Source organism: Streptomyces sp. NPDC001514, assembly GCF_053597075.1.
This window is the reverse complement of the sequence record NZ_JBSFHO010000033.1, coordinates 56,302-82,426: the sequence shown is the minus strand read 5'-3', so window position 1 is coordinate 82,426 and position 26,125 is coordinate 56,302. Positions and strand designations below refer to the sequence as shown.

At 69.8% G+C, this 26,125-nt stretch carries 22 protein-coding genes, 4 tRNA genes, 1 other RNA gene and 1 pseudogene; 9 read left to right on the top strand and 19 right to left on the bottom strand.

Annotation, left to right across the window (positions count from 1 at the left end):
- Positions 1 to 366 precede the first annotated feature (366 nt).
- Positions 367 to 1,212, bottom strand: a complete 846-nt coding sequence (locus ACWCXB_RS28835; RefSeq protein WP_450726674.1) for a hypothetical protein — start codon at positions 1,210 to 1,212, stop codon at positions 367 to 369.
- Between the two features lie 156 nt (positions 1,213 to 1,368).
- Here ACWCXB_RS28835 and ACWCXB_RS28830 point away from each other — a divergent pair, with 156 nt between their 5' ends.
- Positions 1,369 to 2,451: a Leu/Phe/Val dehydrogenase gene (locus tag ACWCXB_RS28830; protein ID WP_450726673.1), complete on the top strand. Its 1,083-nt coding sequence runs from the start codon at positions 1,369 to 1,371 to the stop codon at positions 2,449 to 2,451.
- Positions 2,452 to 2,795: 344 nt separating this feature from the next.
- On the top strand, positions 2,796 to 3,059 hold the full coding sequence (locus ACWCXB_RS28825; RefSeq protein ID WP_360445526.1) for a DUF3073 domain-containing protein: 264 nt from the start codon (positions 2,796 to 2,798) through the stop codon (positions 3,057 to 3,059).
- Between the two features lie 58 nt (positions 3,060 to 3,117).
- On the opposite strand, the gene purM is transcribed toward ACWCXB_RS28825, so the two are convergent.
- The 4 genes from purM to ACWCXB_RS28805 all read right to left on the bottom strand — a co-directional run bounded on the left by purM (position 3,118) and on the right by ACWCXB_RS28805 (position 7,680).
- Entirely contained in the window at positions 3,118 to 4,212 is a 1,095-nt protein-coding gene (gene purM / locus ACWCXB_RS28820) for a phosphoribosylformylglycinamidine cyclo-ligase (RefSeq protein WP_450726672.1), read from the bottom strand.
- A 37-nt stretch (positions 4,213 to 4,249) separates the two neighbouring features.
- Positions 4,250 to 5,767: an amidophosphoribosyltransferase gene (purF, locus tag ACWCXB_RS28815; RefSeq protein WP_450726671.1), complete on the bottom strand. Its 1,518-nt coding sequence runs from the start codon at positions 5,765 to 5,767 to the stop codon at positions 4,250 to 4,252.
- 195 nt (positions 5,768 to 5,962) lie between these two features.
- Positions 5,963 to 6,838 (bottom strand): META domain-containing protein, encoded by an 876-nt coding sequence (locus ACWCXB_RS28810; RefSeq protein WP_450726692.1) that lies wholly within the window; start codon positions 6,836 to 6,838, stop codon positions 5,963 to 5,965.
- Positions 6,839 to 6,876: 38 nt separating this feature from the next.
- Positions 6,877 to 7,680, bottom strand: a complete 804-nt coding sequence (locus tag ACWCXB_RS28805; RefSeq protein WP_450726670.1) for a sterol carrier family protein — start codon at positions 7,678 to 7,680, stop codon at positions 6,877 to 6,879.
- 96 nt (positions 7,681 to 7,776) lie between these two features.
- On the opposite strand from ACWCXB_RS28805, the gene ACWCXB_RS28800 reads away from it, so the two are divergent.
- Positions 7,777 to 8,181 carry a nuclear transport factor 2 family protein gene (locus tag ACWCXB_RS28800; RefSeq protein ID WP_450726669.1) on the top strand — a complete coding sequence of 135 codons (405 nt, stop codon included), beginning with the start codon at positions 7,777 to 7,779 and terminating at the stop codon, positions 8,179 to 8,181.
- 120 nt (positions 8,182 to 8,301) lie between these two features.
- On the opposite strand, the gene purL is transcribed toward ACWCXB_RS28800, so the two are convergent.
- Genes purL through purS form a run of 3 tightly spaced genes read right to left on the bottom strand, consistent with a single transcriptional unit; the run spans position 8,302 to position 11,470 of the window.
- Positions 8,302 to 10,551, bottom strand: a complete 2,250-nt coding sequence (gene purL, locus ACWCXB_RS28795) for a phosphoribosylformylglycinamidine synthase subunit PurL (RefSeq protein WP_450726668.1) — start codon at positions 10,549 to 10,551, stop codon at positions 8,302 to 8,304.
- Positions 10,548 to 11,228 (bottom strand): phosphoribosylformylglycinamidine synthase subunit PurQ, encoded by a 681-nt coding sequence (purQ, locus tag ACWCXB_RS28790; RefSeq protein WP_450726667.1) that lies wholly within the window; start codon positions 11,226 to 11,228, stop codon positions 10,548 to 10,550. Before purQ ends, purL begins: the two co-directional genes overlap by 4 nt.
- Positions 11,225 to 11,470 (bottom strand): phosphoribosylformylglycinamidine synthase subunit PurS, encoded by a 246-nt coding sequence (gene purS / locus ACWCXB_RS28785; protein WP_266379892.1) that lies wholly within the window; start codon positions 11,468 to 11,470, stop codon positions 11,225 to 11,227. Before purS ends, purQ begins: the two co-directional genes overlap by 4 nt.
- 332 nt (positions 11,471 to 11,802) lie before the next feature.
- On the opposite strand from purS, the gene ACWCXB_RS28780 reads away from it, so the two are divergent.
- The 4 genes from ACWCXB_RS28780 (at position 11,803) to ACWCXB_RS28765 (ending at position 12,851) form a co-directional block, all read left to right on the top strand.
- Complete coding sequence (locus tag ACWCXB_RS28780) at positions 11,803 to 12,132, top strand: histone-like nucleoid-structuring protein Lsr2 (protein ID WP_450726666.1); 330 nt, start codon at positions 11,803 to 11,805, stop codon at positions 12,130 to 12,132.
- Positions 12,133 to 12,269: 137 nt separating this feature from the next.
- Positions 12,270 to 12,341, top strand: a tRNA-Gly gene (locus ACWCXB_RS28775).
- Positions 12,342 to 12,420: 79 nt separating this feature from the next.
- Positions 12,421 to 12,493: transfer RNA gene (locus tag ACWCXB_RS28770), tRNA-Gly, on the top strand.
- Between the two features lie 285 nt (positions 12,494 to 12,778).
- Positions 12,779 to 12,851, top strand: a tRNA-Gly gene (locus ACWCXB_RS28765).
- A gap of 87 nt (positions 12,852 to 12,938) precedes the next feature.
- On the opposite strand, the gene ACWCXB_RS28760 is transcribed toward ACWCXB_RS28765, so the two are convergent.
- The 6 genes from ACWCXB_RS28760 to ffs all read right to left on the bottom strand — a co-directional run bounded on the left by ACWCXB_RS28760 (position 12,939) and on the right by ffs (position 21,624).
- Entirely contained in the window at positions 12,939 to 13,838 is a 900-nt protein-coding gene (locus tag ACWCXB_RS28760; RefSeq protein WP_450726665.1) for a phosphoribosylaminoimidazolesuccinocarboxamide synthase, read from the bottom strand.
- Between the two features lie 96 nt (positions 13,839 to 13,934).
- On the bottom strand, positions 13,935 to 15,392 hold the full coding sequence (locus ACWCXB_RS28755) for a N,N-dimethylformamidase beta subunit family domain-containing protein (RefSeq protein WP_450726664.1): 1,458 nt from the start codon (positions 15,390 to 15,392) through the stop codon (positions 13,935 to 13,937).
- 206 nt (positions 15,393 to 15,598) lie between these two features.
- Entirely contained in the window at positions 15,599 to 17,557 is a 1,959-nt protein-coding gene (locus ACWCXB_RS28750; RefSeq protein WP_450726663.1) for a hypothetical protein, read from the bottom strand.
- A gap of 223 nt (positions 17,558 to 17,780) precedes the next feature.
- Positions 17,781 to 19,043: a phosphoribosylamine--glycine ligase gene (gene purD, locus ACWCXB_RS28745; RefSeq protein ID WP_450726662.1), complete on the bottom strand. Its 1,263-nt coding sequence runs from the start codon at positions 19,041 to 19,043 to the stop codon at positions 17,781 to 17,783.
- Between the two features lie 61 nt (positions 19,044 to 19,104).
- Positions 19,105 to 21,429: a DNA polymerase III subunit gamma and tau gene (locus tag ACWCXB_RS28740; protein ID WP_450726661.1), complete on the bottom strand. Its 2,325-nt coding sequence runs from the start codon at positions 21,427 to 21,429 to the stop codon at positions 19,105 to 19,107.
- 100 nt (positions 21,430 to 21,529) lie between these two features.
- Positions 21,530 to 21,624: signal recognition particle sRNA small type (gene ffs, locus ACWCXB_RS28735), an RNA gene on the bottom strand.
- Between the two features lie 73 nt (positions 21,625 to 21,697).
- On the opposite strand from ffs, the gene ACWCXB_RS28730 reads away from it, so the two are divergent.
- Positions 21,698 to 21,785: transfer RNA gene (locus ACWCXB_RS28730), tRNA-Ser, on the top strand.
- Here ACWCXB_RS28730 and ACWCXB_RS28725 read toward each other — a convergent pair.
- From ACWCXB_RS28725 to ACWCXB_RS28715, 3 genes are all read right to left on the bottom strand, one after another.
- The gene (locus ACWCXB_RS28725) at positions 21,756 to 22,175 is read right to left on the bottom strand and encodes a tyrosine-type recombinase/integrase (RefSeq protein WP_450726660.1); all 420 of its coding nucleotides are present in this window, start codon (positions 22,173 to 22,175) and stop codon (positions 21,756 to 21,758) included. The two genes, ACWCXB_RS28730 and ACWCXB_RS28725, sit on opposite strands and share 30 nt — an antisense overlap.
- A 454-nt stretch (positions 22,176 to 22,629) precedes the next feature.
- Complete coding sequence (locus tag ACWCXB_RS28720) at positions 22,630 to 22,845, bottom strand: excisionase family DNA-binding protein (protein WP_450726659.1); 216 nt, start codon at positions 22,843 to 22,845, stop codon at positions 22,630 to 22,632.
- 240 nt (positions 22,846 to 23,085) lie between these two features.
- A complete protein-coding gene (locus ACWCXB_RS28715) occupies positions 23,086 to 23,910 on the bottom strand; it encodes a glutamate racemase (protein WP_450726691.1) in 825 nt (274 codons plus the stop codon).
- Positions 23,911 to 24,190: 280 nt separating this feature from the next.
- Here ACWCXB_RS28715 and ACWCXB_RS28710 point away from each other — a divergent pair, with 280 nt between their 5' ends.
- Positions 24,191 to 24,808 carry a hypothetical protein gene (locus ACWCXB_RS28710; protein ID WP_450726658.1) on the top strand — a complete coding sequence of 206 codons (618 nt, stop codon included), beginning with the start codon at positions 24,191 to 24,193 and terminating at the stop codon, positions 24,806 to 24,808.
- Positions 24,809 to 25,066: 258 nt separating this feature from the next.
- On the opposite strand, the pseudogene ACWCXB_RS28705 reads toward ACWCXB_RS28710, so the two are convergent.
- Positions 25,067 to 25,273 (bottom strand): annotated as a pseudogene (locus ACWCXB_RS28705) (hypothetical protein); the annotation flags it as partial.
- A 139-nt stretch (positions 25,274 to 25,412) separates the two neighbouring features.
- Positions 25,413 to 26,102 carry a type 1 glutamine amidotransferase domain-containing protein gene (locus tag ACWCXB_RS28700; RefSeq protein WP_450726657.1) on the bottom strand — a complete coding sequence of 230 codons (690 nt, stop codon included), beginning with the start codon at positions 26,100 to 26,102 and terminating at the stop codon, positions 25,413 to 25,415.
- Positions 26,103 to 26,125: the final 23 nt, after the last annotated feature.

Here is a 26,125-nt window from a genome sequence, read left to right as displayed (position 1 = left end):
GCTTGTCCTCGGCACTACAACTACACCATCTGTCCAGCCACGTCGGCCAAACCGATGGAATTGCCCTCTCAGGTGTTCATCAGCGGCGGAAGCCGATGGACCATGCCATAACGGACAGTCACGTCACAGTGACGATCAGTCACAGAGCGATCAGGAGTCATCAGACCCCCCATAGAGTGCAATGCTGAGCAATCCGCCTTTTATGTAGACGGAAGGAACCCTCCCCGGACTCCTTGTCCTATTTTGGCACGAGGGTGGGCGATGGACGCAAGAAGCGACTTAGTGCTGTCCGTCACGCTTGAGCCAAAGGCCCGGATCGGGACCTACGTCCCGTCGCTCCCCGTTCAGGAGTTCGCCGCCGTTACGTCAGTTCGCGAACTGACGGTGCCGCACCGCTCGCCACCGCTCGCTCAGCCGCCCGTACGCCTCGCCCGCACCGTCGCCGTCGCCGGCCCTGAGCGCCGCGATCCCCTCGGCGAGGTCCGCCGCCGAGCGGTCGTCGGCGAGCTCCTCCGGGGAGAGCGCGTGGACGAGCCCGCCGTAGTCGAGCTCGACCAGCGAGCGCGGGTGGAATTCCTCCATCCACTTCCCCACATCTACCAGGCCCTCGGTCAGCGGCCCCTCGTCGATCGTCTCCCTCAGCGTCTTCAGTGCCCGCGCGAGCCTGCGCCTGGCCTGCACCATCGGCGTCCGGTAGCGCAGGGTGGGCGGCACCCCGGGCACGTCCCCGGGCTCGTACTCGCGCTCCTCGTCCGCGAAGAGCGTGAACCAGCGCACCGGCACCTGCCACACCGCCGTCCTGATCCACGGCCGGGCGTCGGGGTTGCGCTCGCGCCACGCCTCGTAGTCCGCCGCGGCCTGCCCGCGCACCACGGGCGGCAGCACCGCGTCCAGCACCGGCGCCGGCAGCAGGGCGGTCAGCTCCTCCAGCGCCAGCCAGCCGCGCAGCCGGGTGCGCCAGGGACAGACGCAGACCACCCCGTCCACCTCCGTGACGAAGGCGTCCGCGCTCTCGTGGACCGGCACCGGCACGGGAGGGGTCGGCAGCAAGTCCGCCAGTGAGCGTCGGAGTTCGTCCTGCGCCGTGGGCGTACGGTCGCCGCGGGCGTAGCGCGCCCAGTGGCTCCGCTCCGGCTCGGGAAAGGCCGCCAACGGCTCGTACACCCGCAGGTAGGAGGCATAGGGGACGAGCACAGAAGTGACGGCCGGCATGTCGCAAATCCTTCCACGCGCGTACTCCGGGAGGGGGTGATCCTGGGCACTGGGTCGGATCTACGCACCCGTAGGACTTACTCTCTTGCCCACCGGGTCCCTCCCCACCCGCAGGAGGGCCCTCAAATCGCCGCTTCGTACTTGGGAGTCACCACCGTGACCGATGTGACCGACGGCGTCCTGCACACCCTGTTCCATTCGGACCAGGGGGGCCACGAGCAAGTCGTGCTGTGCCAGGACCGCGCCACTGGCCTGAAGGCCGTCATCGCCATCCACTCGACCGCCCTGGGCCCCGCCCTCGGCGGCACGCGCTTCTACCCCTACGCCTCCGAGGAAGCGGCCGTCGCCGACGCGCTGAACCTCTCGCGCGGGATGTCGTACAAGAACGCCATGGCCGGTCTCGACCACGGCGGCGGCAAGGCCGTGATCATCGGAGACCCGGAACTGATCAAGACCGAGGAGCTGCTGCTGGCCTACGGCCGGTTCGTGGCATCGCTCGGCGGCCGGTACGTCACGGCCTGTGACGTCGGCACGTACGTCGCCGACATGGACGTCGTCGCGCGCGAGAACCGCTGGACCACGGGCCGGTCCCCCGAGAACGGCGGCGCGGGCGACTCGTCCGTCCTCACCGCGTACGGCGTCTTCCAGGGCATGCGCGCCTCCGCGCAGCACGAGTGGGGCGACCCGACGCTGCGCGGCCGCAAGGTCGGTGTCGCCGGCGTCGGCAAGGTCGGCCACTACCTGGTCGAGCATCTGCTGGAGGACGGCGCCGAGGTCGTCATCACGGACGTACGGGAAGAGTCGGTGCGCCGCATCACCGAGAAGTTCCCGCAGGTCCAGGTGGCCGAGGACACGGACGCGCTGATCCGCACCGAGGGCCTGGACATCTACGCCCCGTGCGCGCTCGGCGGTGCGCTGAACGACGCCACCGTGCCCGTGCTGACCGCGCGGATCGTCTGCGGCGCGGCCAACAATCAGCTCGCGCACCCCGGTGTCGAGAAGGACCTCGCCGACCGCCACATCCTCTACGCACCGGACTACGTCGTGAACGCGGGCGGAGTCATCCAGGTCGCCGACGAGCTCCACGGGTTCGACTTCGACCGGTGCAAGGCGAAGGCGTCGAAGATCTTCGACACCACGCTGGCCATATTCGCACGTGCGAAGGCGGATGGCATTCCGCCGGCCGCGGCGGCCGACCGGATCGCCGAGCAGCGGATGGCGGAGGCGCGCCGCCGCTGAGCCCCACGGCCATGGACACGGCCATGGACACGGCCTTGGACACGGTCACGACACGGCCATGACACGGCCGGGGAACGGGTCACCGCCGACCGGGGAGACAAGACTCACGCCGGTCGGCGGGTCGACCGCCAAGAAGAGGTTAAAATCGCGGTTGACCAGCGAGGACAGAGCTCCTTGCCGGTTCTGTGAGGTGGCATGTCATGCGGGCGGCGTACCGTATGGCCGCGGAAGCAGGTACCGTTGAAGCTCTACGGACCGGTCTCTCCAAGGAGAGCCCGTTCCGAATCATGAACGCGTGTCAAGACTCTGGGGCCGTCGAGCCCCGTCACCGAGGGGGTCGAGCCATGGGGCGCGGCCGGGCCAAGGCCAAGCAGACGAAGGTCGCCCGCCAGCTGAAGTACAACAGCGGCGGGACTGACCTGTCGCGTCTGGCCAACGAGCTGGGCGCATCGACTTCGAGTCCGATTTCGAGCCAGCCGCCGAACGCTGAGCCGTTCGAGGACGACGAGGAAGACGACCCGTACGCCCGCTACGCGGAGCTGTACAACGATGACGAGGACGACGAGGAGGACGACGAGTCCTCGCCCTCGCAGCGTCGCGGCGCTTGACGCGAGCACACTTTGAAACCCGGTCCGGGGCCTCGCCCCGGACCGGGTTCTGTGCTGTTCAGCCGGCGTAGTCGCCGACCAGGGCGGCGCCCGTGGTGTGCTCGCCGCGCTCCGTGATCTCGCCGGCGACCCAGGCGTCGACGCCACGGTCGGCGAGGGTCGTCAGCGCCACGTCGACCGACTCCTGCGGCACGACGGCGATCATGCCGACGCCCATGTTGAGGGTCTTCTCCAGCTCCAGCCGCTCGACCTGGCCGGCGGTGCCGACGACGTCGAAGACCGCGCCCGGTGCCCAGGTGGACCGGTCGACGACCGCGTGCAGGCTGTCGGGGACGACGCGGGCCAGGTTCGCCGCGAGCCCGCCGCCGGTGATGTGGCTGAAGGCGTGCACCTCGGTCGTGCGGGTCAGCGCCAGGCAGTCCAGCGAGTAGATCTTGGTGGGCTCCAGCAGCTCCTCGCCGAGGGTGCGGCCGAACTCCGGGATCTCACGGTCGAGCGTCCAGCCGGCGCGGTCGAAGACCACGTGGCGGACGAGCGAGTACCCGTTCGAGTGAAGGCCGGAGGACGCCATGGCGATGACCGCGTCCCCCGTACGGATGCGATCCGCGCCCAGCAGCCGGTCGGCCTCCACCACGCCCGTACCGGCGCCCGCGACATCGAAGTCGTCCGGACCCAGCAGGCCGGGGTGCTCGGCGGTCTCACCGCCCACGAGGGCCGTGCCGGCCAGCACACAGCCCTCGGCGATGCCCTTCACGATGGCGGCGACGCGCTCGGGGTGGACCTTGCCGACGCAGATGTAGTCGGTCATGAAGAGCGGCTCGGCACCGCAGACGACGATGTCGTCCATGACCATCGCGACGAGGTCGTGGCCGATCGTGTCGTAGACGCCCATCCGGCGGGCCAGATCGACCTTCGTGCCGACGCCGTCGGTGGCGGACGCGAGCAGCGGGCGCTCGTAGCGCTTGAGCGCGGAGGCGTCGAAGAGGCCGGCGAAGCCGCCGATGCCCCCGAGAACCTCGGGGCGCTGCGCCTTCTTCACCCACTCCTTCATGAGCTCGACGGCGCGGTCGCCCGCTTCGATGTCGACGCCCGCGGCCGCGTAGGAAGCACCAGTGTCCGGGGACGGAGTCGCCTGATCAGACGCAGCAGACATTGCCTGAGATCTTTCGATTGGTTGTGACGGGGCCTGACTACGGACGCCGGAGCGCGTCGGCGGCATCGGCGCCGCCCGCAAGCTCGGTCTCCAGCAGCTGCTTGCCCAGCAGCTCGGGGTCGGGCAGCTCCATCGGGTACTCGCCGTCGAAGCAGGCACGGCACAGGTTCGGCTTGGCGATGGTGGTCGCCTCGATCATGCCGTCGATGGAGATGTACGAGAGGGAGTCGGCGCCGAGCGAGGTGCCGATCTCCTCGATGGTCATGCCGTTGGCGATGAGCTCGGCGCGGGTGGCGAAATCGATGCCGAAGAAGCACGGCCACTTCACGGGCGGGGACGAGATCCGGATGTGGACCTCGGCCGCGCCGGCCTCACGGAGCATCCTGACCAGGGCACGCTGGGTGTTGCCGCGGACGATCGAGTCGTCGACGACCACCAGGCGCTTGCCCTTGATGACTTCCTTGAGCGGGTTCAGCTTGAGGCGGATGCCGAGCTGGCGGATGGTCTGCGACGGCTGGATGAAGGTCCGGCCGACGTACGCGTTCTTGACCAGTCCCGCGCCGTAGGGGATTCCGGAGGCCTCCGCGTAGCCGATCGCGGCGGGGGTGCCGGACTCCGGTGTCGCTATGACGAGGTCGGCGTCGGCGGGCGCTTCCTTCGCGAGGCGGCGGCCCATCTCCACACGGGAGAGGTAGACGTTGCGGCCGGCGATGTCGGTGTCGGGGCGCGCGAGGTACACGTACTCGAAGACACAGCCCTTGGGCTTCGCTTCTGCGAATCGAGAGGTGCGCAGACCGTTCTCGTCGATCGCGATGAGCTCGCCCGGCTCGATCTCGCGGACGAAGCTCGCGCCGCAGATGTCGAGGGCGGCGGTCTCGGAGGCGACCACCCAGCCGCGCTCCAGCCGGCCGAGGACCAGCGGGCGGATGCCCTGCGGGTCGCGGGCGGCGTAGAGCGTGTGCTCGTCCATGAAGACGAGGGAGAAGGCGCCCTTGACCTGGGGCAGGATCTTGGCGGCCGCGTCCTCGACGGTCAGCGGCTTGCCGTCGGCATCGGTCTGCCCGGCGAGCAGCGCGGTGACGAGGTCGGTGTCGTTGGTGGCGGCGACCTGGGTGGCGCGGCCGTCCTTACGGGGCAGGTCGGCAACCATCTCGGCGAGCTGCGCCGTGTTGACCAGGTTGCCGTTGTGGCCGAGCGCGATCGAGCCGTGGGCCGTGGCCCGGAAGGTCGGCTGCGCGTTCTCCCACACGGAGGCACCCGTGGTCGAGTAGCGGGCGTGACCGACCGCGATATGACCCTGGAGGGAGCCGAGGGAGGTCTCGTCGAAGACCTGGGACACGAGGCCCATGTCCTTGAAGACGAGGATCTGGGAGCCATTGCTTACCGCGATACCCGCGGATTCCTGGCCCCGGTGTTGGAGGGCATAGAGCCCGAAGTAAGTGAGCTTGGCGACCTCTTCGCCCGGAGCCCAGACACCGAAGACGCCGCAAGCGTCCTGGGGGCCCTTCTCACCGGGGAGCAGGTCGTGGTTGAGTCGTCCGTCACCACGTGGCACGCCACCGAGTGTAGGCGAGATCGACCACTGGTCCGAATTGGGGACGGGCGGCGGACAGTAGTTGACCCCCTCGGATGTTCACACAAAAGCCGCGTAATGAAGCCTTTGGGGGGTCCTACGGGCGAGTAAGGGGCACCTGGGGGCGTGCCGCACATCACTCTCCGCATGGTCCCTACGGGCCCCGTGTGTCCGTCCTCAGGTTCCGGACGGGCTCGAACCGGGCCCGGCACCGCCAGGGCGGGCGTACGCCTGGCCGGGGGTCCCCGTCGCCGCCAGTCCCTCGCCGTTCTTCGCGGTGAGGGACAGGCCGCGGTGCTGCAGCTCGTACGTCACCGTGCCCTGCAGGACCTTGGCCACGGCCCGCTCGAGGGTCATCTCGGGGCCCGGGCACATCCTGCGCGTGGTGGCCGGCCGGCCGAAAGTGATCTCGGATCCGGAGATCTTCGCGGTGCCGCGGAAGGTGTTGCAGCCGAGGCTGCCGTACACGGAACCGTCCTTGCCGAAGACGAAGTGCGCCTTCTTCTCCGTGCCTGCCGGCAGCGAGGTCGCGATGTCGCCCGTCACCAGGGACGTGACGGTCCACTCGGTGCCGACGAGCGGGGCGTCGGCCTGCCTGATCAGGGCGATGGAGTCACCGTTCGCCGTCGTCAGCGTGAGGTTGTCCTTGTCCGACAGCTTCGCCGTGAGCTTGCCGGAGAACGCCTTGGTCATCGCCTTTTCGAAGGCCTCCAGGTCCTTCGGGCAGCCCATCTCCGTCATCTCGCCCGGTCGGACCGTGATCGTGTCACCCTCGACGGTGACATCGGCACCGAAGTGGTTGCAGCCGTAGTTGCCCGTGGCCCGGCCCTTGGTGTCGATCTCGATATGGGCACCTTCGGGGGCTGCCGTCTTCTTTCCCTCGACGGTGACGCTGTGGACGGTCCAGTGGATGCCGGTGACGGGCACCTCGGGCCCTACGGAACCGCCCGCGCCGTCCGAGCCCGCACCGGAGCCCGAACCCGCGCCACAGGCGGTGAGCGAGAGGAGGGCGGTCACGGCTGCCGCGACGGAAACGATCGGCTTGGTTCGCATGCCGGTCTGACGGAACGGCTGTGACACCGGTTCCCTCCTCAGCCCAGCAGGGGCAGCAGCCCGGACAGATCGGCCCGCTCCCCGCTCGCGCTCACCTTCGCCGCGCCGACCGCCTCGCCCCACCCCGCACGCCCCGCCGCCAGCCGGATCCAGGTCAGCGGGTCCGTCTCGACGACGTTCGGCGGGGTGCCACGCGTGTGCCTGGGGCCCTCGACGCACTGCACCACGGCGTACGGAGGGATCCGCACCTCCACCGAACCGCCGGGTGCCTTCACGGCGAGCGCGTCCGCGAGCAGCCGTACGCAGGCGGCGACCGCCTGCCGGTCGTACGGGACACCGAGACCGGTCGCGTCGTTCAAATCGTCGGTGTGGACGACGAGTTCGACGGTGCGGGTGACCAGGTAGTCGCCGAGCCGCATCGCCCCCATCCGGGCCTGGATCAGCCGGTCGTCGGGGGTCGCCGCCAGGGTGTCGGCGAGCTCCGCGGCGGTGCGCTCGTACAGCGCGTGCAGCGCGTCGAGGCCCTGGGCCACGTCGGCGATCGCGCGCGTGTCCTCGTCGATCGCCCCTGCCCGCTCGGCCGTCGTGAACGGCCAGTCCAACAACCCGACTTCCCGCTGCGCCGGCTCCGGCCGGGCGACGTTCCGGACGACGGACCCGACCGCCAGCGCGAAATGGGCGGCCAGCTCACGCACGGTCCAGTCGCCCAGCCGGGTGGGCAGGGCGAGCTGCTCGGGAGTCAACGTCCGCACCGCCTCCCGCACATGCCCGAACTGCGTGAGCACGGCGGCACGGATCTTGGCGGAGTCGTAGCTGCGGGTGCGCTTCTTGGCCGGGGACATGGGGGCGAGGGTAATCGCTGCCGCATGGCAGGGCCCACGGACCCGGCGGAAGATGGAGGCGAGCGGACCTACTGGCACGAAAGGCGTGAAACAACCATGGCCGAGCACCCGGACGCCGCCCTGGTCCGCCAGGGCTACGACGCGTTCAACAAGGGCGACATGGAGGCACTCGCCTCCCTGATGACGTCGGACTGCACCCATCACGCGCCGGGCGGGAGCCGGCTCTCCGGACACTTCAAGGGTCGGGACAACGTCCTGGCCATGTACCGCGAGATGCATGAGCTCACAGGTGGCAGCATGCGCGTCGAGCTCGAAGGCGTCTTCCCCGACGGACGCGGGCACGCCATGTCCGTACACAAGATCTACGCCGAGCGCGGGGACCGCGGCATAGAGATGCGGGGCGGGCTCTTCTTCACGATCGTCGGCGGCAAGATCTCCGACATCGACGAGTGCGTCGAGAGCATCGAGGAAATGGACTCCTTCTGGGACACGCCCGCTTAGGCCGTGTCTTGGGACCAGCGCCGACCGCCCCGAAAGGCACGACAGCAGCCCCCGTACGTACGGGGGCTGCTGTCGTTGCTCGTGTCATGCTCGGCGTGCTGGTGCGCCGGGCCGGGTGCGTCAGGCGAGCAGAGCCGGAATGGTCTCCTCGTGCGAGGTACGCAGCTCGCCCAGCGGAATGCCGAACGCGCCCTGCACCTCCACCGCGTCCCCGTCGACGACACCGATCCGCGTCGCCGGCAGACCCCGCGCAGCGCACATGTCGGTGAAGCGGAGCTCCTCGCTGCGCGGGACGGCGACGACCGCGCGGCCCGCCGACTCGCTGAACAGGAACGTGAAGGCGTCCAGGCCGTCGGGGACGACCAGGCGAGCGCCCTTTCCGCCACGCAGGCACGACTCGGTGACCGCCTGGATCAGACCGCCGTCCGACAGGTCGTGCGCCGCGTCGATCATGCCGTCGCGGGAGGCGGAGATCAGGATGTCGCCGAGCAGCCTCTCCCGGTCCAGGTCGACCTTCGGCGGCAGACCGCCGAGGTGGTCGTGGATCACCTGCGACCAGGCCGAACCGCCGAACTCCTCGCGCGTGTCGCCCAGCAGGTAGAGCAGCTGGCCCTCCTCGGCGAACGCGATCGGCGTACGGCGCGTGACGTCGTCGATCACACCGAGCACGGCCACGACCGGGGTCGGGTGGATCGCCGTCTCGCCCGTCTGGTTGTAGAGCGAGACATTGCCGCCGGTCACCGGCGTGCCGAGCTGCAGGCAGCCGTCCGCGAGACCACGGGTGGCCTCGGCGAACTGCCACATGACGGCCGGGTCCTCGGGCGAGCCGAAGTTCAGGCAGTCCGAGATCGCCAGCGGCTTCGCGCCCGACGCGGCCACATTGCGGTACGCCTCGGCCAGCGCGAGCTGCGCGCCCGTGTACGGGTCGAGCTTCGCGTACCGGCCGTTGCCGTCCGTGGCGACCGCGACACCGAGGTTGGTGTCGGGGTCGATCCGGACCATGCCGGAGTCCTCGGGCTGGGCGAGCACGGTGTTGCCCTGCACGAAGCGGTCGTACTGGTCCGTGATCCACGCCTTGGAGGCCTGGTTCGGGGACGCGACCAGCTTGAGGACCTGGTCACGCAGCTCCTCGCTCGTGGCGGGGCGGGGCAGCTTGCCCGCGTCGTCGGCCTGCAGCGCGTCCTGCCAGTCGGGGCGCGCGTACGGACGCTCGTACACCGGGCCCTCGTGCGCGACGGTCCGCGGCGGTACGTCGACGATCTGCTCGCCGTGCCAGAAGATCTCCAGGCGCTCGCCGTCCGTCACCTCACCGATGACGGTGGCGATGACGTCCCACTTCTCGCAGATCTCCATGAAGCGGTCGACGTGCTGCGGCTCGACGATCGCGCACATGCGCTCCTGCGACTCGCTCATGAGGATCTCCTCGGGCGAGAGGGTCGCATCGCGCAGCGGGACGGTGTCGAGCTCGACCCGCATACCGCCGGAGCCGGCGGACGCCAGCTCGCTGGTGGCGCAGGACAGACCGGCACCGCCGAGGTCCTGGATGCCCGCGACCAGCTGCTCCTTGAAGATCTCGAGCGTGCACTCGATGAGGAGCTTCTCCTGGAACGGGTCGCCGACCTGCACCGCGGGGCGCTTGGCCGGGCCGGTCGACTCGAAGGTCTCGGAGGCCAGCACCGAGACACCGCCGATTCCGTCGCCGCCGGTACGGGCGCCGTACAGGATGACCTTGTTGCCGGCGCCGGACGCCTTCGCGAGGTGGATGTCCTCGTGCTTCATGACGCCCACGCACAGGGCGTTGACCAGCGGGTTGCCCTGGTAGCAGGAGTCGAAGACGACCTCGCCGCCGATGTTCGGCAGACCCAGGCAGTTGCCGTAGCCGCCGATGCCCGCGACGACGCCCGGCAGGACGCGCTTGGTGTCGGGGTGGTCGGCGGCGCCGAAGCGCAGCGGGTCCATGACGGCGACCGGGCGGGCGCCCATGGCGAGGATGTCGCGGACGATGCCGCCGACGCCGGTGGCGGCGCCCTGGTAGGGCTCGATGTAGCTGGGGTGGTTGTGCGACTCGACCTTGAAGGTGACCGCGTACCCCTGGCCGACGTCCACGACGCCCGCGTTCTCGCCGATGCCGACGAGGAGCGCGTCGTTCTCCGGGGCCTTCTCGCCGAACTGGCGCAGGTGGACCTTGCTGCTCTTGTACGAGCAGTGCTCGGACCACATCACGGAGTACATGGCGAGCTCGGCGCCGGTCGGGCGGCGGCCGAGGATCTCGCGGATGCGCGCGTACTCGTCCTCCTTGAGGCCGAGCTCCTTCCAGGGCTGCTCGACCTCGGGCGTCTCGGTTGCGTGCTTGACGGTGTCCAGAGTCATGCGGCGACCAGCTTCTTGATGATCGAGGTGAAGAATCCGAGGCCCTCGGTGCCGCCGGTGCCGATCAGCGGCTCCACGGCGTGCTCGGGGTGCGGCATCAGGCCGACGACGTTGCCGGCGGCGTTGGTGATGCCCGCGATGTCGCGCAGCGAGCCGTTGGGGTTGCCGTCGAGGTAGCGGAAGGCGACCCGGCCCTCGGCCTCGAGCTCGTCGAGGACGTGCTCGTCGGCGACGTAGCGCCCGTCCATGTTCTTCAGCGGAACGGAGATCTCCTGGCCCTCCTCGTAGTCCGAGGTCCAGGCCGTCCCCGCGTTATCCACCCGCAGCTTCTGGTCGCGGCAGATGAAGTGCAGGTGGTTGTTGCGCAGCATCGCGCCGGGCAGCAGATGGGCCTCGGTGAGGATCTGGAAGCCGTTGCAGATGCCGAGGACCGGCAGTCCGGCCTTCGCCTGCTCGATGATCGTCTCCATCACCGGCGAGAAGCGGGAGATGGCGCCCGCCCGCAGATAGTCACCGTAGGAGAAGCCGCCCGCGAGGACGACCGCGTCGACCTGCTTGAGGTCCTTGTCGCGGTGCCACAGCGAAACGGGCTCGGCGCCCGCGATGCGGACGGCGCGCAGTGCGTCCTGGTCGTCGAGCGTTCCAGGGAAGGTGACGACTCCGATGCGAGTGGTCACGACTCCACCTTTACGACGAAGTCCTCGATGACGGTGTTGGCGAGGAACGTTTCGGCCATCTCGTGGATGCGGGCGAGGGCGGCGTCGTCGACGGGCCCTTCCACCTCGAGTTCGAAGCGCTTTCCCTGACGTACGTCGGCGATCCCCTCGAAGCCCAGACGGGGCAGTGCGCGCTGCACCGCCTGTCCCTGCGGGTCGAGGATCTCCGGCTTGAGCATGACGTCGACTACGACGCGTGCCACTGGCACTCCCGGTGGTGTGGTGCTGAAGGCGGTTCCCTCAGCGTACCCGCCCGGAAAATCTACGCGCATAGATATCCGGAGAGCCCCAGTGAAACCCCATGTGAAAATCCAGAGAAAAACCGCCCCGCCCCATTGCGGAAGACACGCTGATGCAATTGGCTGGGCTTCACAATGCGACGCCGACCGCTGTACAAAGGAATACAGCGGAAAGCAGCATTGCCCCGCATCAGCCGGAATACCGGTATCGCCGCATGCCAGCACCGACCGAGTCGCAATCCGGTTGCGATCCGGCCGTCCTGGCACGGCGAAACCGCAGGAAAGGACCGATATCCGTGGCTCAGCGCGTAGTGGTCACGCTCTTCGACGACATCGACGGCGGAGAAGCGGCGGAAACGGTCAGGTTCGGCCTGGACGGGAAGTCGTACGAGATCGACCTGAATCCCGCCAATGCAAAGAAACTGCGCAACGCTCTCGCCCCTTACGTGGCGGCAGGACGCAAGGCCTCCAGGCACGCGGGCAAGGCGCGCAAGGAGTACCGGCACACCGCACTCGAGCCCGACCCGGCCGCCGTCCGCGCCTGGGCCCAGTCCAACAAGATGGACGTGCCGGCCCGCGGCCGGATCCCCAAGCGGGTCTACGAGGCGTTCCGCGAGGCGAGCTGAACACGCCCCGGATCACCGGCAGAAGAGCCCGCGAAGCGTCATGCCTGGTGAACCGAGTTGCACTGCACCCCCGCAGGTGGGCTAGAGTCTGGACCACGCCGAGGGGCGAGGCCGGAAGGCCGGACCTCACGGAGCGTGCGGGTGTAGTTCAGTAGCAGAACAGCCCTCTTCCAGAGGGAAGGCGCAGTGTGCAATTCCTGTCACCCGCTCCGCACCACTCATCGACCACTCCGGTGGATCAGGTACAGTGGTGAACGCACCGCCCAGTGAGAGCTGAGCGGCAGCAATGCGGACGTGGCTCAGTTGGTAGAGCATCACCTTGCCAAGGTGAGGGTCGCGAGTTCGAATCTCGTCGTCCGCTCTTGAGAAGGCCCCGGTCATCACGACCGGGGTCTTCGTCGTTTGTACGTGACCTTCGTCGTTTGTGCGTGACCTTCGACGCAGGTGCGTGACCTTCGACGTATCTGCGGGCGGGGCGCCGACGGTTCCCTCATCGATGTGGCCGGACTCACACCCGCACGGGGTCCTGACTCCTCGGCCCTGCGCAGCAGTTCGGCTCGCGGCTCGACCCCGGGAAGCGGCACGGCTCGCCGTGTCTCACCTGTGGGCGAGGTTGGGTTATAGTGGTTCCCGCGCTACGGCGCATGCGGACGTGGCTCAGTTGGTAGAGCATCACCTTGCCAAGGTGAGGGTCGCGAGTTCGAATCTCGTCGTCCGCTCTGAGAAAGCCCCCCGGCCGGTCGGCCGGGGGGCTTCTTCGTGCCTGCTTCGTGCTTGGTGCCTTCTCGGACGCTGCCTACGCCCGGCTACGACCAGCGGGTGCCGGTCAGCCGCTCGTACGCCTCCACGTACTTGGCGCGGGTCGCGTCCACGACCTCCTGCGGCAGCGGAGGCGGCGGCTGCTCGCTCCTGCGGTCCCAGCCGGAGGCCGGCGAGGTCAGCCAGTCGCGCACGTACTGCTTGTCGTACGAGGGCTGGGCGCGGCCCGGCTGCCACTGGTCGGCGGGCCAGAAGCGCGAGGAGTCCGGGGTCAGCACCTCGTCCGCGATGATCAGCTCCTCACCGTCGAAGCCGAACTCGAACTTGGTGTCGGCGAGGATGATCCCGCGCTCGCGGGCGATGTCCCGGGCGCGGCCGTAGACGGCGAGGGTCTTCTGGCGCAGCAGAGCGGCGGTCTCTGCGCCGACCTGGTGGGCGACTTCTTCGTACGACACGTTCTCGTCGTGGTCACCGACGGCCGCCTTCGTGGCGGGCGTGAAGATCGGAGCCGGGAGCTCGGAGCCGTCCACAAGGCCCTCGGGGAGGGCGAGGCCGCAGACCGTACGCGTCTGCTCGTACTCGGCGAGGCCGGAGCCGGTGAGATAGCCGCGGGCGACGCACTCGACCGGCACCATGTCGAGGGCCTTGCAGACGAGCGTGCGACCCGCCCAGTCGTCGGGGGCGCCGGCCGGGAGGTCGGTGGAGAGCACATGGTTGGGGACGAGGTCCACGAGACGCTCGAACCACCAGAGGGACAGCTGTGTGAGGACCCGCCCCTTGTCGGGGATCTCGGTGGGCAGCACCCAGTCGTACGCGGACATGCGGTCGCTCGCGACCATCACGAGGTCACCGGCCTCGGTCTCGTACAGGTCGCGCACCTTGCCCGTGTGGAGGTGGGTCAGTCCCGGAACCTGAAGCGGCTCGGGCTTTTCTACAAATCCGGACACGGTTCCTCCGCGTAGATTGATCCAGGAGCGCTTCGATTCTCCCGTACGGAGCGCGGACCGGCACGGACGGGGTCGTCGGTCGCGCCGGCGGCGGCGTCAGTCCCGCTTGCAGATGCGGTCGAGGAGATTGGCGGTCGCCCGCTGGATACGGGTGTCCACGTGGCCGGGGCGATCGAGGGCCGGGGACCAGGCGAAGGTGCCGGAGGCGAAGACGAGGGCGCCGGAAGGGGCGCGGTAGAGGGACGTCTCCTGGTGGCGGGTGACGCCGTCGCCGTCCTGGTAGGGCGAGTGGGCGAGGAGGATGCGGCCCTGGTGGTCGGGGAGCGGGGTGCGCGGGAAATAGCGGTCGGCCTCGCCGGCGACCAGGCCCGGGATCTCGTCTCCTTCGCCCGCGCCGGTCGCCTCCCAGAGCCAGTGCTCCGCGTTGCGCACCACCAGAGGGTGGGGCTCGGGGACCCGGCCGACGTACTGGATGCCGAGCAGTTGCTGCTCCGCCCGGTCGACCTCGCGCCAGAGCGCGGGGCGGCCGGGGCCGCGGCGCTTGCGGCAGGTGAGGAGACGGTCGGCGACGCCGGAGGGGGACGGGCCGAGCTCGACCTGCCAGTACATGGTGTTGGCGGAGAGGAACACGAGGGACGTGCCCTGCTCGCGGGCGAGCTCGGCGGTGCGGCGCATGGGCGCCGACCAGTACTCGTCGTGGCCGGGGAAGACCAGGCCCCGGTAGCGGGTGGGGTCGATCCGGCCGGCGTGCAGATCGCGGGTGTCGGCGTAGGCGAGGTCGTAGCCGTACCGCTCGGCCCAGCGGATGAAGTCGTACGCGTGGCCGACGTGGAGGGGCAGGCCCGCGCCCGCGTAAGGACGGTCGAAGGAGACCGTGATCGCGGCGTCCTCCTCGCCGAGGAGCCGCCCGTGCTCGTCCCAGGCGTGGTAGAGGCTGGCGCCGGTGCGGCCGTCCTCCGGATAGAGGTTGTACGCCTGCCAGGTGATGTCGGGGAGGAGCAGGAGCAGATCGGCGGGATGGCTGTCGCGGACGGTGAAGGGGATGTGCGAGCGGTATCCGTCGGCGGTGGTCAGGACGGCGACGTACGCACCGATCGACCAGTAGGAGGGGATCTGCAGCCGCCAGGAGAGCCACCAGTGGTGGCAGGAGACCGTGCGGTCGGCGGTGAGCGGGGACGGCTGGACGATGCCGGAGAGCCGAGGGCTGGTCGTGATCTTGGCGGCGCCGTCGCCGCCGTAGTGACCGATCCGGTAGACGTCGACGGAGAACTGCTGGGGCGGGTCGACCGTCACATGGAAGTCGATGGCCTCGCCGGGGGCGACGGCGCCGGTGGAGGTGAAGCCCTTGATCTGGCGGCGTACGTCGTCGGCGGTGCGGGGGCCGCGGGCGCTCTTGCCTCGGTCCGGGTCCGCGTACCAGGGAACGACCTGGCCGGTGTCGTCGAAGTAGTGCTCGCTGCCGCGGAGCCAGGGTAGGGGGCCCTGGCCGAAGGGGTCGGTGACGGCGTGGGCGAGGGCGCCCGATTCCCACCGCCGGATCTGCTCCGCCCCCATGGCGCCCCTCCTTCGATTCCCCCGCGACCGCTGTTGATGAAAAGCCGATGATGAAAGTCGTTGAAGCCACTGAAGCCGCTGAAGCCGTTGATGAAAGCGCCTGCTGTCAGCGTCGACCTCCAGCACATCACATAACGCACGCACTCCGTCACCGTTCGTCGTGAATTGGCGTGAACGGAACGCACTATTCCGCTCAGGCCCGGTCCTCAGACCAGGCGGACGGGCTTCTCGGAGCGGATTCCCACGGACGTGAACCAGTCGCGCAGGGGCCCCGGATCGCCGTCCTCGACCAGACTCAGCACCCGGCCGCCCAGATCCACGCTGCGCTCGCCGCGGATGAGGAGGGCCGGCCCGTCGAGCCAGTCGAGCCCGGGCACGGCGCCCGCGGTGTCGACGGCCGCGCAACAGACCATGGCGGTGACATGGTCGGCGAGAAGCTCACGGGCGGTGCGGGGCGGCAGGAGCGGGAGGAGGGGCAGCGGGTCCGTGCCCCACACGGCGGCGGCGCCGCTCGCGGGGTCGGCCGCCGGGACCCCGCATCCCTTGAGGCCCGCGGCCCGCTCGCGCGCGGCCTCTTCGCGTGCCACTTCGGCACTGATTCCGGCGGCGAGCGCGGCACCGGGGACGGCGGACCGGGGGTGGCCGTCGGCGTCTTCGCCGACGTCGGCGGATGCGCCGGATGCGGTGCACGGGGTGGCCGCGGCGGATGCGGGGAATGCGGCGGTCTCGGCAGTCTTGGCGGTCTCGGCCGCAAAGGCATCGTGCGCGCCGGCAGCGTGGTCGGACCCGGAACCCGACTCCGGGCCCGGGGTATGCCCGGCGGCCGGGCCTCCGGGAGCGTCCTCGGCGACGGGGGCGTCGTCCGCATCGTCCCAACAGCCAGGACCTGCGCCGGAGAGGTAGTCCACAACCCGGGCGAGGGTCGGCCCGGCGGGCGCCGCGGCGGGACGCACCCCCATCGTGTCCAGGACACGGTGCAGCCGGGCCGCTTCCGTGCGCCACTTGCGGTCCACGACCTCTTCCGGATACGCCTGCCAGTCCACCGGTGACCAGTCGGCACCGCCCTCGGCCGGGCCGCCGTGGAAGAGGCGTGCGGCCAGCAGCGATGCGGCCTCGTCGACCGCGCCGGGCTCCTCCAGGAGATCGCAGGCCGGTCGCTCGCCCAGCCGGGACGCGAAGCCCTCCGCCAGGCGGTCGCGGCGGGAAAGCTCGGTCAGCGCCGAGACCACGCCGGCGTCGAGACGGGACGGCCATCGCCCCATCCGCCAGGCGGGCAGCGCGACCCGGGTCAGCAGGCGGTCCCAGCCTGCGTAGGCGAGCCCGACCTGCTCCTGGGCGACGATCCGCAGGCCGTAGTCCACAGCCTGTGCACGCTCGGACGCGGCGGCGGCGACGCCCCGCTCCATCTCGGCGGCATGGCCGCGGCAGCTGCGCAGCAGGAGCTTGGCGACCCCGCCGGCCAGGCCGAGCGCCGGGCCGCGTATCGGACCGAGCCCGGGCCGGGCCGCGGCTCCCACCGCGGCGTCCAGCCCTCGCACGAAACGGCGGGCGGCGGCTATGTCCGGGTGCGCGGACGGGCCCGTACCGGCGACGACCGGGGCGAGCACGGCTCTCAGCTCGGCCACCCGCATCCACCACAGAAAGGGCGAGCCGATGACCAGCACGGGAGCGTCGGCGGAGCGGCGGACGCCGCCCGGTATCGCGCCGGAGCGGCGCGTGCGGGGGTGCATGGCCGCCTGCTTCGCATGGGTCGCCGGGTGCGTACGGTCCTCGAGCCAGCTGTCGCAGTCCGGCGTGAGGGCTATCGAGGACGGCACGGGGACGTCCAGCCGGCCGGCGAGGTCCTCCACCAGCCGGTACAGATCCGGGGCGGCCTCCTCGGCCAGCTCCACCGTCGGGCTGACGGCCGGCCTGGCCCGGGCGATCACCGCGGCGACGGCAGCCGCGACGAGCAGCACCACGATCGCGACGACCGTCACGGCCCAGCGGGCGGTGTCCCAGCTTCCGCCGATACGTCCCGTGGCCTCGCCGACGAGCAGGACGACGGAAACGGCCGCGGGCAGCAGCGCCACGGCCTGCGCCCTGCTGCGGATGCGCAGCACGGCGAGGGCCCGGGAGCGCGCAGCCAGCGCGCCCGCCTCCTCGCCGATACCGGTTCCGGACACGGCCGGATTCACCCCCTCTGCCCTGCGGCGGTGTAGCTCACTCCCCCACTGTGGCACCCACCACTGACATCGCAATGCCGGTGGGCCAAGTGCCGGAACGCCTGCGCCGCACCCTAGTTGGGGCTTCGGCGGCCGTCATCCGGATGGGGCAGCCATCACTCGATGGAATGGCTTTGGGCAAAGGTGATGACGGCCGTCGGAGGCCGTGGATTCAGGCCGTCGTTCAGGCCGTGGGCTCAGCTCCCGCGGCCTTGCGCGCAATGTCCGTACGGTGCTGCGAGCCGTCGAGCCGGATACGGCCGACTGCCGCGTACGCACGCTCGCGGGCCTGCGTCAGGTTCTCTCCGGTCGCGGTCACCGACAGCACACGGCCTCCGGCGCTCACGATCGCGTCGCCTTCCTGCCTGGTCCCTGCGTGCAGGACGTACGCGCACGGCGCGTCCTGCTCCGCGACCGCGTCGAGTCCCTCGATCGGGTCGCCGGTGCGCGGCGTACCGGGGTAGTTGTGCGAGGCGATGACGACGGTGACGGCGGCGTCGTCGTGCCAGTTCAGCGGGGGCTCGTCGGCGAGGGTGCCGCGCGCGGCGCTGAGCAGGACGCCCGCGAGCGGGGTCTTGAGGCGGGCGAGGACCACCTGGGTCTCGGGGTCACCGAAACGGGCGTTGAACTCGATGACCCGTACACCGCGGCTCGTGATGGCAAGACCGGCGTAGAGGAGCCCCGCGAACGGGGTGCCACGGCGGTGCAGCTCGTCCACGGTGGGCTGGAGCACGGTCGCCATGACCTCGTCGACGAGCTTGGGGTCGGCCCAGGGGAGCGGCGAGTACGCGCCCATGCCGCCGGTGTTCGGGCCCTCGTCGTCGTCCAGGGCTCGCTTGAAGTCCTGGGCGGGCTGGAGGGGGAGCACGGTCTCGCCGTCGGTGATGGCGAAGAGGGAGACCTCGGGGCCGTCGAGGTACTCCTCGATGACGACTCGGTCGCAGGCGAGCGCGTGCTCGCGGGCCTTCTCCACGTCGCCGGTCACGACGACGCCCTTGCCGGCGGCGAGTCCGTCGTCCTTGACGACGTACGGGGGCCCGAAGGCGTCGAGGGCCTCGTCGATCTCCTCGGGGGTGGTGCACACGTACGAGCGGGCGGTGGGCACGTTCGCCGAGGCCATCACCTCCTTGGCGAAGGCCTTGGAGCCCTCCAGCCGGGCGGCCTCGCCGGACGGGCCGAAGCAGGCGATGCCCGCGGCCCGTACGGCGTCGGCGACACCGGCGACGAGGGGAGCCTCGGGGCCGACGACGACCAGGTCCGCTTCGAGCTCGGTGGCGAGCGCGGCCACGGCGGCGCCGTCGAGGGCGTCCACCGGGTGCAGCTCGGCCACCTCGGCGATTCCGGCGTTGCCGGGCGCGCAGTGCAGAGCGGTGACGTCGGGGTCGAGGGAGAGAGAGCGGCACAGGGCGTGTTCGCGGGCGCCGCCGCCGATGACGAGGACCTTCACGGCAGCCAGGGTAGCCCGCGCGGCGGCGGTGACCTTGTGCGGGCCACCGAAGCCGCCGTACCTACTCGTTTGTGTATTCCTCCACGACCGTGGCGCCGAGCTCCCGGACGATCAGGTCGTGGCCGGAGAGTGCGGAGTCCACAAGGTCCGGATCGTCCTCTTCCGGAATGTCGTCCTCGGGGGCGACGGGCTGCGGCTGAGGCTGCGCGTGCCCTTGCGGCCGCGACTGCGACCGGGGGCCTGTGGCGGCGGGCATGGCCGACGCCGTGGCCGATGCAGCCGCGGCCTGCGGCGGCTGTGGTGCGGTCGCGGTGTGCGGAGGCTGGAAGGCGGACGACTGCGGGGCGGGCGCGGACTGCGGCTGCGACTGGGGGGCCGGGGGCTGGGCGGGGCGTGGTGCGGGGCCGGAGCCGGGGCCCGGGCGGCCGCCGTAGCCGCCGCCACCGCCGGGACCGGCCGGAGGCTGACCGGCACCACCCGACGGGTCGACGATCGCCTCGATCTTCCACTGGACGTTGAACTGCTCGGCGAGCGCCTGCCTGAGCACGTCCTCGCTGCCACTGCTCGCGAAGTTGTCGCGGGCGCCGGCATTGATGAAGCCGATCTGGAGGGTCGTGCCGTCGAAGCCCGTCACCTGCGCGTTCTGACTGAGCAGGATCCAGGTGAACCGGCGACGGTTCTTGACCGCCTCCAGGATGTCGGGCCACATGTTCCGCACCTGGGCCGCGCCCTGGGCGGCTCCGGCTCCCGGAGCGACGGCGTGGGCCGGCTGTGGCGCGGGTGCCGGCGCGGCAGCGGGTGCGGGTTCGGGTTCGGGCGTCGGGGCCGGGCCGCCCGCGGGCGCGGCAGGGCGCCCCTGGCCGGGGGCGGTGGCGGAGGGCCAGGCGCCGGGGCGCTGAGCCGCCGGAGCAGGAGTGCCGGTGCTCTGGGATGAGGGGGCGCCGACGGCACCGCCACCGGGGGTCGCGGCGCCCGGCCAGGCGCCGGGCCGCGGCGCTGCGGGCTCCTGGACGGGCGGGGGCGGAGCCTGGACCTGACCCCCGGCCTGGGCCTCGGGCGCCGCGGCCGGGGCGACCTGCGGGGCGACCTGCGGCTCGGGGGCCTGGCCCCGTACGGCCGCGCGCGCGGCGGTCGGCCCCCCGACGGGGCCAACGGGCCCGGGCGGCATATGGGCATCCGTCGCCGGTACGTATCCCATGGCCGGCGCCTGAGCGCCCGTCGAGTACGTGGCCCCCCGCTCCAGCCGGTCGAGCCGTGCCTGGAGCGAACGCTCGTCGTCGAAGGCCGCGGGCAGCAGCACCCGGGCACAGATCAGCTCCAGCTGCAGCCGCGGCGAGGTCGCGCCACGCATCTCCGTAAGACCCGCGTTGACAAGATCCGCTGCCCTGCTGAGCTCGGCCGCGCCGAAAACCTGCGCCTGCGCCTGCATGCGCTCGACCACATCGACGGGGGCGTCGATCAGCCCCTTCTCCGCCGCGTCCGGCACGGCCGCGAGGATCACCAGATCGCGCAGCCGCTCCAGCAGATCGGCGACGAAGCGCCGGGGATCGTTCCCGCCCTCGATCACCCGGTCCACGACCTCGAACGCCGCCGCCCCGTCCCCCGCCGCGAAAGCGTCCACGACCGAGTCCAGCAGAGACCCGTCCGTGTAGCCGAGCAGGGACGTCGCCATGGCGTATGTCACACCGTCGTCCGCGGCACCGGCGAGCAGCTGGTCCATCACCGACATCGAGTCACGCACCGACCCGGCCCCGGCCCGCACCACCAGCGGCAGCACCCCGTCCTCGACCGGAATGCCCTCCCGGCCGCACACCTCTGCCAGGTACTCCCTGAGCGTCCCGGGCGGCACGAGCCGGAACGGATAGTGGTGCGTCCTCGACCGGATCGTCCCGATGACCTTCTCGGGCTCGGTGGTCGCGAAGATGAACTTGAGATGCTCCGGGGGCTCCTCGACCACCTTCAGCAGGGCGTTGAAGCCCGCCGACGTGACCATGTGCGCCTCGTCGATGATGTAGATCTTGTACCGACTCGAGGCGGGCCCGAAGAACGCCTTCTCCCGCAGCTCACGGGCGTCGTCCACACCACCGTGCGACGCGGCGTCGATCTCGATGACATCGATCGACCCCGGCCCGTTCCGCGCGAGGTCCCGGCAGGACTGACACTCCCCGCAGGGCGTCGGCGTGGGCCCCTGCTCACAGTTCAGACACCGCGCGAGAATGCGCGCACTGGTCGTCTTGCCACAGCCACGCGGCCCGCTGAACAGGTACGCGTGATTGACCCGGTTGTTCCGCAGCGCCTGCTGCAGCGGGTCGGTGACATGCTCCTGCCCGATGACCTCGGCGAAGGACTCGGGACGGTAGCGGCGGTACAGCGCAAGGGACGACACGCCTACGAGGTTATCGGGGCCCACGGACAACCGGCCCCGCCGCAAGCCCCCGCTGCGGCGCACAACCCCGGCGCCCGGCACGCCATCGCCCTACGGAACGCAAAGCGCCCCTCACGCACCCGCCAGAGCCGACCTACCCTTGCTGCCTTCCGGCCCTGGGGGAGTTCAGTCAGATAGCGCCACGTGAGGGGCTCTGCACAGAGTACCTGATGGTGGGGGTGGGGAACGAGTTCGCGAGCACTCCTCGCCGTCATGTAATGTTTCCGGCGGAGGATTCGCCTAGAGGCCTAGGGCGCACGCTTGGAAAGCGTGTTGGGGGCAACCCCTCACGAGTTCGAATCTCGTATCCTCCGCCAGTGCCTCACCGGGCACGATGTCGAAGGGCCCCACCGTTCGCGGTGGGGCCCTTCGACGTTTCTCAGCTCTCGTTGTCCTGCGTCTTTGTCCACAAGGGCTGTGTCCGGGTCTCCCCAGATCGCTGTTCCGATCTTCTGGGCCACTTCCTTGAGTAGCTGGTCCGGCACATGGAGGTACCGCGCCCGCATCCGCGCGGCGCCACCCGGCTCCCATCCCATGATCTGGTCGATGACTCGGTCCGGGACTCCCAGCAACATGAGCACCGTCCCGGCTGTGTGGCGGGCATCGTGCAGGCGAGCGTCGCGGACCTGAGCGTCTTCGAGCAGCCGCTTCCGGTCGTGGTAGTCCGTGTTCGGGCTCAGCGGCCCGCCCAACGTCTTGGTGAACACGTACTCCGATTCGGTCCACAGGTTCCCGGCGGCGGCGCGCTCCCGCGATTGCGCCTCAGCGTGTGTGCGGAGGTGCGGAGCCCGGCAGGGCACCGCACGGCGCCCCGCGCGCGAATTGGTGTTCTTGGTCTCGCGCCGCACCTGCACCCGATCCTGGCAGTAACCGGCCTTCCGGCCGCAGGGTGCTGACTCGCTGCACCGTGCTCGCCTTCTTCGACCAAGTCCTTGCGCGAGGGCGGGTCAGATGCCGACGGTAGGGGGTCCCGTCATCCTTGTAGCCCGTGGGTACCCGGGCGTGCCAACGTCCGTCTTTACCTAGGTAGATGGCCGATTCACCGTTGGCGCGGCGGGTGCGCTTCTTCTCCTCTGCCATGGGCAGCTCCTCTGTTCGGTACGGGGCAGACGGGGACGGAGCGCCGACCGAATCTCGGGCGGCGCTCCGGGAGTACTGAGATCAGGCGGCGCGCTGCGCAGCGCGCCGGCGGACGACATACGCGGCGGGAGCGTCGGCAGGGATACGACGCAGGCTGCCGACGGGGACGGACTCCAACTGACCGGTGCGGATGAGGGCGTAACAGGTCGTGCGGCCAATGCTCAGGCGACGAGCCGCCTCTTCGACGGTGAGCAGAACCAGAGTGCTGTCGACGGCGGGGCTGAGTTCGGTGCTCATGAACGTCCCTTCGTGGCCAGGCCCTCCGGGGCCCTTCTGGAAATCGGCGGCCGGCGCAGGACTACTCCAACGGCCGCGTGCTGGGCCGGAACCGCCTTATCGGGGCCGGGCAGGTCCTCGACTGTTGACCGCTGGCCGCTGGCCGCGTCGAGGATGTCCGCGCGCGGCTCCGGGACCCGGCGGCCGCCCACGACAGGGCTCGCTTCCGGACTAAAGGAATCGATCAAGAGGTGGCCGTGCTCAGACGGCCGGAGCAGCCATCGGAAGACAGGTTGCCTCGGGCATGAGGGCCTCGCGGGACACGCGCGTCGCGGTGGCAAGAGCCCGGCCCACGGAGTAGGCGTGGGCGCTTGCCGGGAGGTGTCCGCGGCTGCCGCTGAGCACCACGTCGACGTTACCCATCGCGCCGTCTGACTCCGTGGGCCGGTCCAGGCGCCGCAACGTCTGCCGGGCGACCGCCTCCGCGCTGTCGTACAGGGTGGTGCCGGCGGGTAGCTGCTGCAGAATCTCAGGTGCTACCAGGGGGTAATGCGTGCAACCCAGCACCACTGCGTCGCAGCGGAGGGGAGTTCGCTCGACCGCATAGGCGATCGCTTCAGATGCAGCCGCCACGTCCCCGTGGTCGATCGCTTCGGCCAAACCGGGACAGGCAACCCGCACGACTGGCTTGCCGTTCGCGAAGTCGGCGATCAGGCGGGCCTGATAGTCACTCGCCGTGGTCCGAACCGTTGCCCATACCGCGATGCTCCTGCCGGTCGCTGCGGCCGGCTTCACTGCGGGAACAGTACCGATCACCGGCACATGAGGCTCGAACTCCTGGCGCAAGGCGTCGATCGCAGTGACGGTGGCGGTATTGCAGGGCACCACGATTGCCTCCGCACCCCGCTCGACTGCGGCATGAGCAGCGGTGAACAGACGGTCCGTGATGAAGGACGTGCTCTTCGGGCCCCAAGGGGCGCCCTCGGGATCCAAGAGCAGCAGCAGATCGAGTTCAGGGGCAAGATGCCGCACCCAGCCGGCGGTGGAGAGAAGGCCAAGTCCGGAGTCGATCAATGCCACCGTCATGGCGATCAAGCTACCAAGCTCGTTCCCACCATGGGTAGCGCGGTCAGGAACACCGCCTTCTGTCAAGTCCCGAGTTCTCCTGCCACGCGATTTCGGAACATGACGCGATCCGACACCGGGGCTTGACTGGAACCTGGGTTCACGCAGAGCAGGTGGACGCCCTCATCGTCCGGAAATAAGCCTGGCGGTGCGACGGGACATGTGCCCACCGCAAAAGGTCCGTGAATTGATAGGGCCGCCGACACACACTGTTCCACATTTCTCGCAAGGAGTGATTCTTATGGCTCACCACTCGCTGACGCAGCGCTTTCTGATGCTTGCCGGCTCGACTTCCCTGGCTGCAGGAGGTGTGCTGCTTCCCACCAGTGCCTTCGCCGCCCCGGCGCCGCCGTCCGCCGGCATCGGGACAATGATGGTGGCCGAGCAGGGCGATCACGGTCAGGCCGATGCCACGGAATGGGTGAAGACCACCGATTCCCCCAGTGGCATCACCTTCAAACTTCCCGGACAGCCCACCGTTGAGAAGTTCGCCGAAGACGCCACTGCCTACGCCGGGCGCACGTATTCGGTGACTACCGCTGACGTGTCCACCAGCATCACCGTTAATGACGGGCCTAGCTCGTCGGAGGATCTCGACCGGCAGCTTCAGTTCTCCCTTGACGTTGACAACGCGGACCTCAAGGCCACCGACATTCAGAAGACCACGGTTGATGGCCGCCCCGTCCTCGACGCTCGTGTCACAGACCCCACCGACGCCAGCTGGGTTGGTTTCATTCGCATCATCGGCGGTGACACCCATGTCGTTAAGGTCATAACCGAGGCTTCCGCGGCAGACGAGCAGGCAGTGAGCCAGACGCATCAGAAGGCCCGCGACAGCGTCCGCATCCCCGGATCTTGAGCCAGGGACCATCATCCACGAATCCCTGCACCATTCGGGGGATATTGGACTCTCCGGACCCTAGGGGCTTTGAGCCGCTCGTTGTCCTGGTCTTTGTCCAGTGCGCTGACGGACGCCCCCGTTCACTGCTGTACGCGCACCCCGTCCGACCTGCCCCGTGAACTCTCACGAAGGCGCACGTACAGTCACGTGGACAGTTGGAAAGCGTGTTGGGGGCAACCCCTCACGAGTTCGAATCTCGTATCCTCCGCCAGTGCCTCACCGGGCACGATGTCGAAGGGCCCCACCGTTCGCGGTGGGGCCCTTCGACGTTGTCCGTCTCCGTTTTCCGTCTGGCCCCGTGATGTGCATGTACCGAGCGCGCATCCGGGCCGCTCCCCCGGGCTCCCATCCCATGATCGAGTCGACCACGACGTCCGGGACACCGAGGATCAGGAGCACGGTCGCCGCCGTGTGGCGAGCGTCGAGTGCGCAGCACGTCAGACGCCCTGTGGATCACTCCACAGGGCCTCCGACTTTTGTCTTGACGGCACTGTTTGACGGCAACCGCCCACGAGCTGGGGGAGCGTGCGGCCGTCGCTCGCGCGGCGGCTGCCTTGACCGATCAAAGGTGGTGCAGCGTCTCGATGATCTTGGCGGTGACGGCCTTGGTGGAGTAGGGGTTCTGTCCCGTCACGAGCCTGCCGCCAGCGGTGGCGAAGGGGGTCATGGGGATGGTGTTCCTGACATAGCGCGCGCCCCGATTGCGGAGTTCGTCCTCCAGCAAGAACGGCACCCGCTTCTTCACCATGGCGACTCGCTCCTCCGCGGTGGAGAACCCGGTGACTGTGCGGCCGTCGACAAGCAAGGAGCCGTCGGAGAGCGTGATGTTCAGCAGTCCGCTGGCGCCATGGCAGACCGAGGAGACCACGCCACCGTTCTCGTAGATCTGCCGTGCGGCCTGCTGGAGCGCGGCGTTTGAGGGGAAGTCCCACATGACGCCGTGCCCGCCGGTGTAGAAGATCGCGGCATACCGGGCCGGGTCGATGTCGGCCGCCTTGCTGGTGCGGTCCAGGCTCGACATGAACGCGCGATCGTTCATGTAGTCGCGTACCGCCTTGTCGGCCCATCTGGTGCTGCGCGGATCCAGCGGCACCGGTCCCCCTTCTGGACTGACGAGGTCGACCTCGAAGCCGGCCTGGCGGACCCCGGCGTGGAAGTGAACCAGCTCTCCGATCCACAGTCCGGTCCGATGGGGGCTCGTCCCGTAGGTCGCCTGGTTGGTCACCACGGCGAGGATCCGCCTCATCGTCATCACGACTCCTTGCTTGCCGCGGA

Coding starts and splice junctions, on each gene's coding strand:
- ACWCXB_RS28835 (WP_450726674.1), bottom strand. CDS start 1,212: ATGCCGGCCGTCACTTCTGTGCTCGTCCCCTATGCCTCCTACCTGCGG.
- ACWCXB_RS28825 (WP_360445526.1), top strand. CDS start 2,796: ATGGGGCGCGGCCGGGCCAAGGCCAAGCAGACGAAGGTCGCCCGCCAG.
- purM (WP_450726672.1), bottom strand. CDS start 4,212: ATGTCTGCTGCGTCTGATCAGGCGACTCCGTCCCCGGACACTGGTGCT.
- ACWCXB_RS28810 (WP_450726692.1), bottom strand. CDS start 6,838: ATGCGAACCAAGCCGATCGTTTCCGTCGCGGCAGCCGTGACCGCCCTC.
- ACWCXB_RS28805 (WP_450726670.1), bottom strand. CDS start 7,680: ATGTCCCCGGCCAAGAAGCGCACCCGCAGCTACGACTCCGCCAAGATC.
- ACWCXB_RS28800 (WP_450726669.1), top strand. CDS start 7,777: ATGGCCGAGCACCCGGACGCCGCCCTGGTCCGCCAGGGCTACGACGCG.
- purL (WP_450726668.1), bottom strand. CDS start 10,551: ATGACTCTGGACACCGTCAAGCACGCAACCGAGACGCCCGAGGTCGAG.
- ACWCXB_RS28755 (WP_450726664.1), bottom strand. CDS start 15,392: ATGGGGGCGGAGCAGATCCGGCGGTGGGAATCGGGCGCCCTCGCCCAC.
- ACWCXB_RS28720 (WP_450726659.1), bottom strand. CDS start 22,845: ATGAGCACCGAACTCAGCCCCGCCGTCGACAGCACTCTGGTTCTGCTC.
- ACWCXB_RS28715 (WP_450726691.1), bottom strand. CDS start 23,910: ATGACGGTGGCATTGATCGACTCCGGACTTGGCCTTCTCTCCACCGCC.
- ACWCXB_RS28710 (WP_450726658.1), top strand. CDS start 24,191: ATGGCTCACCACTCGCTGACGCAGCGCTTTCTGATGCTTGCCGGCTCG.
- ACWCXB_RS28700 (WP_450726657.1), bottom strand. CDS start 26,102: ATGACGATGAGGCGGATCCTCGCCGTGGTGACCAACCAGGCGACCTAC.